The sequence below is a fragment of the Pectobacterium betavasculorum genome, assembly GCF_000749845.1.
Taxonomy (GTDB): Bacteria; Pseudomonadota; Gammaproteobacteria; order Enterobacterales; family Enterobacteriaceae; genus Pectobacterium; species Pectobacterium betavasculorum.
Genome location: NZ_JQHM01000031.1, coordinates 1 through 5,035, shown reverse-complemented (window position 1 = coordinate 5,035; position 5,035 = coordinate 1). Strand labels below are relative to the sequence as shown.

5 protein-coding genes, 4 tRNA genes and 1 rRNA gene are annotated in these 5,035 nt (G+C 43.3%); 2 read left to right on the top strand and 8 right to left on the bottom strand.

Translation table 11 applies throughout. The features are described from left to right. The 5 genes from KP22_RS22110 to KP22_RS20845 form a co-directional block, all read right to left on the bottom strand. On the bottom strand, nucleotides 1-128 hold a 128-nt coding region (locus KP22_RS22110; protein ID WP_000031650.1), incomplete at its 3' end, for a GTP-binding protein. A 107-nt stretch (nucleotides 129-235) separates the two neighbouring features. Then, nucleotides 236-311 (bottom strand) — tRNA-Thr (locus KP22_RS20860). A 6-nt stretch (nucleotides 312-317) separates the two neighbouring features. Then, nucleotides 318-392 (bottom strand) — tRNA-Gly (locus KP22_RS20855). 129 nt (nucleotides 393-521) lie between these two features. Then, a tRNA-Tyr gene (locus tag KP22_RS20850) sits at nucleotides 522-606 on the bottom strand. Nucleotides 607-621: 15 nt separating this feature from the next. Next, nucleotides 622-697 (bottom strand) — tRNA-Thr (locus KP22_RS20845). A 330-nt stretch (nucleotides 698-1,027) separates the two neighbouring features. Here KP22_RS20845 and KP22_RS20840 point away from each other — a divergent pair. Next, a complete protein-coding gene (locus KP22_RS20840) occupies nucleotides 1,028-1,576 on the top strand; it encodes a GNAT family N-acetyltransferase (RefSeq protein ID WP_039309206.1) in 549 nt (182 codons plus the stop codon). A 207-nt stretch (nucleotides 1,577-1,783) separates the two neighbouring features. Continuing rightward, entirely contained in the window at nucleotides 1,784-2,734 is a 951-nt protein-coding gene (coaA, locus tag KP22_RS20835) for a type I pantothenate kinase (RefSeq protein WP_039309208.1), read from the top strand. A gap of 29 nt (nucleotides 2,735-2,763) precedes the next feature. Here the strand turns inward: coaA and birA are convergent, their stop codons facing one another. The 3 genes from birA to rrf form a co-directional block, all read right to left on the bottom strand. Next, nucleotides 2,764-3,723, bottom strand: a complete 960-nt coding sequence (birA, locus tag KP22_RS20830; protein ID WP_039309211.1) for a bifunctional biotin--[acetyl-CoA-carboxylase] ligase/biotin operon repressor BirA — start codon at nucleotides 3,721-3,723, stop codon at nucleotides 2,764-2,766. Further along, nucleotides 3,720-4,757 carry a UDP-N-acetylmuramate dehydrogenase gene (murB, locus tag KP22_RS20825; RefSeq protein ID WP_039309213.1) on the bottom strand — a complete coding sequence of 346 codons (1,038 nt, stop codon included), beginning with the start codon at nucleotides 4,755-4,757 and terminating at the stop codon, nucleotides 3,720-3,722. The genes birA and murB overlap by 4 nt, the downstream gene beginning before the upstream one ends. 164 nt (nucleotides 4,758-4,921) lie before the next feature. Continuing rightward, nucleotides 4,922-5,035: ribosomal RNA gene (rrf, locus tag KP22_RS20820) — 5S ribosomal RNA — on the bottom strand; the annotation flags it as partial.

The window sequence follows — 5,035 nt, the reverse complement described above, 5'->3', positions numbered from 1 at the left end:
CTACCACCGTAGGTTTTAGCCAGAACGGTAGTGATTGCAGCGGTCAGCGTTGTTTTACCATGGTCAACGTGGCCGATAGTACCGACGTTAACGTGCGGTTTTGTACGTTCAAATTTTTCTTTAGACATCGATTGTCCCTCTAAGACACGGATAAATCGGTGGTATCACCACATCAACCAAGCTATAGCTTGCTGAATTTATTCACAGAAAGAAAATCAGGAGGAGGAAAAGGAAGTGGTGCTGATAGGCAGATTCGAACTGCCGACCTCACCCTTACCAAGGGTGCGCTCTACCAACTGAGCTATATCAGCACATCTTGGAGCGGGCAGTGGGAATCGAACCCACATCATCAGCTTGGAAGGCTGAGGTAATAGCCATTATACGATGCCCGCATCCTGGAACTCGGCTACCTAATTTTTCTGTAGATTTTGAAATTGGGGAATAAGATTTATAGACCCCGCCTTCGTCGATTCGGCTTAGTCTTGCTACCGCATCGAATATCCTGTTGCCAGGATTGAATTTGGTGGTGGGGGAAGGATTCGAACCTTCGAAGTCTGTGACGGCAGATTTACAGTCTGCTCCCTTTGGCCGCTCGGGAACCCCACCTGATTGTGTACTTGATGGTGCCGGCTACCGGAATCGAACTGGTGACCTACTGATTACAAGTCAGTTGCTCTACCTACTGAGCTAAGCCGGCCTCAAGTGCTGCGCATTCTAGGTAGACAGAACGTTCGATGCAACAAAAAAATTGCGTAAAATGCGCTATCGCTTAGATTTTATCCAAATTACCCCATAAATCTAGAGCAGCAGCAAGAATTAGCGCAAAGAACCACCAAACTCATCCAACAAAATTAGGGTTTCGCTATTGAACTTGCCTCCGTTCCCCTTGCACCAAAATACATTTCTTGCCCTTTAAAGGAGCAGGTTTTGCACTGACAGATGCAATTTTACTCGTTCTCTTAAGAAAATAGACTTGGAATAAATTTTGCTCATTAAAAACAAATCTATATCGAACAGGCAAAACGTGATGAAAACAGTTCAACTCAATGCAGCAACCTTACCTCTCTATCGCGAAGATCTGGCCAATTTACTGATTGATGCTGTAGAAAAAGGCGCTTCTGTTGGATACAACTCCCCACTGCTCTATAAAGAAGCTATAGAATACTTTCATAGTTTGCAAACATCTGTCGCCTGTGGCGAACGCATACTATGGATAGCGCGTGACAATGAAGGTATCGCCGGAAGTGTACAGTTGGAGTTGTGTCAAAAACCAAATGGAAAAAACAGGGCTGAAATTCAAAAATTACTGGTCCATAGTCGCGCAAGAAGAACAGGGATAGGACGACAGCTCATTCAGTTGTTGGAAAAAAGTGCGATCTTCCAACAGAGGGGACTACTCTATTTAGATACTCAAGCTGGATCACCAGCAGAGGCATTCTACCGTGCCTTGGGATATCGCCATCTGGGGGAGTTACCAGATTATGCTTGCACACCTGATGGTCATTACCACCCGACCGCCATCTATTATAAACGCCTCTTTGCAGTGAATAGTGTAGGTAAAGCAAGCGCCAGCTAGCGGCTCTCTGCACAAATGCAGAAGCGTCCAGCACAGAACTGATTTTCTCTTCTTATTTCTATCAGCAAAGTGTTAACCTGCCCATTATCAAAAATTTATTACATAAGAGAAGGTGCAGCGATCATTGCGTTGGCTAAGTTAATAGCCCGCTTTCTCGCTGGGCTAAGAGTCCCTTTTCTTACCTGTTAAGCAGGCAGAACACGACTTATGAGCAATAGAGAGCAATCTTTGGCCACGCCATATCTACAATTTAACCGCAGCCAATGGGCCGCCTTGCGCGATTCTGTCCCATTAACGCTAACAGAAGAAGAGATCGTTAAGCTCAAAGGGATTAACGAGGATCTTTCATTAGACGAGGTCGCAGAAATTTATCTGCCGTTATCTCGCCTGCTCAATTTTTATATCAGCTCTAATTTACGCCGTCAGGCTGTACTTGAGCAGTTCTTAGGGACTGATGGCCAAAAGATACCTTACATAATCGGTATCGCAGGCAGTGTCGCTGTAGGAAAAAGTACCACTGCCCGTGTACTTCAAGCATTATTGAGCCGTTGGCCAGAACATCGTAGTGTAGAACTAATTACAACCGATGGATTTCTTCACCCTAATAAGGTACTAAAAGAGCGTGATTTGATGAAGAAAAAAGGCTTTCCGCAATCATATGATATGCATAGCCTAGTGAAATTTGTTTCGGATATAAAATCAGGAACACACCAAGTCACCGCCCCAACATATTCTCACTTAACATACGACATAATACCTAATAATAATAAAGTGTTGGAACAGCCTGATATTTTAATATTAGAGGGCTTAAATGTCTTGCAAAGCGGAATGGACTATCCACATGATCCACATAGAGTTTTTGTTTCTGACTTTGTAGATTTTTCTATCTATGTTGATGCCCCAGAAACATTGCTACAATCATGGTATATCAATCGTTTCTTAAAATTCAGGCAAGGTGCATTCTCAAATCCAAATTCATATTTTCATAATTATGCAAAACTGACTGAAGAAGAAGCTGTCGGCATTGCCTCTCAATTATGGAAGGAAATAAACGGGCTTAATTTAAAAGAAAACATTCTACCTACAAGGGAGAGAGCTAGCCTTATTATGACTAAAAGCGCTAACCACGCGGTTGAATATGTTAGATTAAGAAAGTAAATATATAAAATGGGGGTTATCCCCCATTGTCATGCACCACGCAGAGAAATCTCCCCACCAATATATGGGGTTATCATACCGTCATTTTCTAATAACAATGCACCTTGGCGATCTATTCCACGATCAATTCCATATATTTCACGATTGCCAATAATCAAACGAACGGGGCGATTGAAATAATTATCCAATTTTTCCCATCTGGAAATAAATGGTTTAAGCCCTTCTAGTTCAAAGACAGCCAAAGCACTTCTCAATTCAGAAATAAGGGTCGAAGCAAGTGTATTACGACTAATGTCTATGCCCGCTTCTTGTAAATTTATCCAGCCTTGGTTAATAATATCTGTAGCGGGTTCCCTCATTTTTAAATTAATACCCGCTCCAATTACCAAATTAGCAGCATCACCCGTTTTCCCAGTAAGTTCGACAAGAATACCGGCTAATTTTCGATCCTTTAGATATAAGTCGTTGGGCCACTTGACCCGCACACCATCAGCACCAAGCTTATGTAGCACCTCGGCCATTACGATACCTATTACTAGACTGACGCCAACAGCCGCCGCAGGTCCCTGCTCTAGGCGCCAATATAAGGACAAATATAAATTCGCACCAAAGGGTGAAAACCATTGTCGGCCCCGGCGACCTCTGCCAGATTGCTGATATTCGGCAAGACAAGCATCGCCGGATGATAATGTGTCCAATCGTTCTAAAATGTACTGATTAGTAGAATCAACAACAGGTAGAACCGTCACTCCACCTTCAGGTAGGTGCTTAAGGATTATGTCTTGATCTAATAGCTGCATAGGAGCGGGTAAAGAATACCCCTTACCCGTTACAGTAAATACGTCAATTCCCCAGTCACGTATAGTTTGAATATGTTTATTAATTGCAGCTCGACTCATCCCCATCATTTCACCCAGTACTTCGCCGGAGTAAAATTCACCATCAGAGAGAATCTTAATTAATTTAAGAGGAACCGTAATATCTTTCATGATAATACCTCGATAGCATTGACCTCGCCATGCGAAGCAATAAAACGGACTTCAGGTTCTAGCTGTATAGAGAACTTTGCAGCGACCTGATTGCGGACATAGCGAGCTAATTCGACAATATCTGAACCTTTGGCATTACTTTTATTGATCAGAACTAATGCCTGTTGCTCGTGAACAGCAGCGCCACCGAGTTGAAACCCTTTAAGCTTACACTGATCTATTAACCACCCAGCGGCCAATTTAACATTCCCGCCAGCTTGTAAATACTGGGGAACATTCGGGTATTCTCGTAAAATACTACCAGCATGCTGTTTTGTAACTATTGGGTTTTTGAAAAAGCTACCTGCATTACCCGTCACTGCAGGGTCAGGGAGCTTGCTTCGACGCATATGACATACAGAATCAAATACCTGCTGTGGCGTAACTGTTGCAGGATTCAGTTTTGTCAAATCACCGTAGTTCAGCACCGGATTCCACTCTTTTTTTAAAAAAATCCCCACGGCGGTAATTGCAAACCCAGAACGATATTGATGCTTAAATATGCTTTCACGATAACCAAATTGGCATTCTTCAGCGGTAAGACGCATGGTTTTACCTTCTGTCAGATCCAATAATTCGACATACTCACAGACATGTTGTAATTCGATACCGTACGCACCAATATTCTGTATCGGTGCAGATCCCACACACCCAGGAATTAACGCCAAATTTTCTAACCCAGCAATACCACGTTTAAGCGTATATTCAACGAATTGATGCCAGTTTTCACCAGCACCGACATGAAGGTGCCAACCATTGCTTTCTTCGTGAATATCTATACCTTTGAGTCGATTTAACAGAATTGTGCCTAAGAAATCTTCTAGAAAAAGAACATTACTCCCCTCTCCAAGCAATAAAACTGGCTCTTGTGATGCACTGGCGACGCGCCACCCTTCAATCAATTTATCCTGAGTATCCACAACCTTAATACAAGATGCAGAAACAGATAATGAGAAAGAATTATGAGACTTCAATGAAAAAATGCTTGGCGCCATAATAGAAATACCGACTAATTCAGATATCACATAGTCTACCGGGTGTGTAGAGAGCTTGCACCTCCAAGTCGTCTGTTAACCACCACAGTCAACAGACAGCGCCTTGATCGGCGCACCAAAACAAAAAGCCCAGTCTTCCGACTGGGCTTTTTGCTTAATTTGATGCCTGGCAGTTCCCTACTCTCACATGGGGAGACCCCACACTACCATCGGCGCTACGGCGTTTCACTGCTGAGTTCGGCATGGGGTCAGGTGGGACCACCGCGCTATCGCCGCCA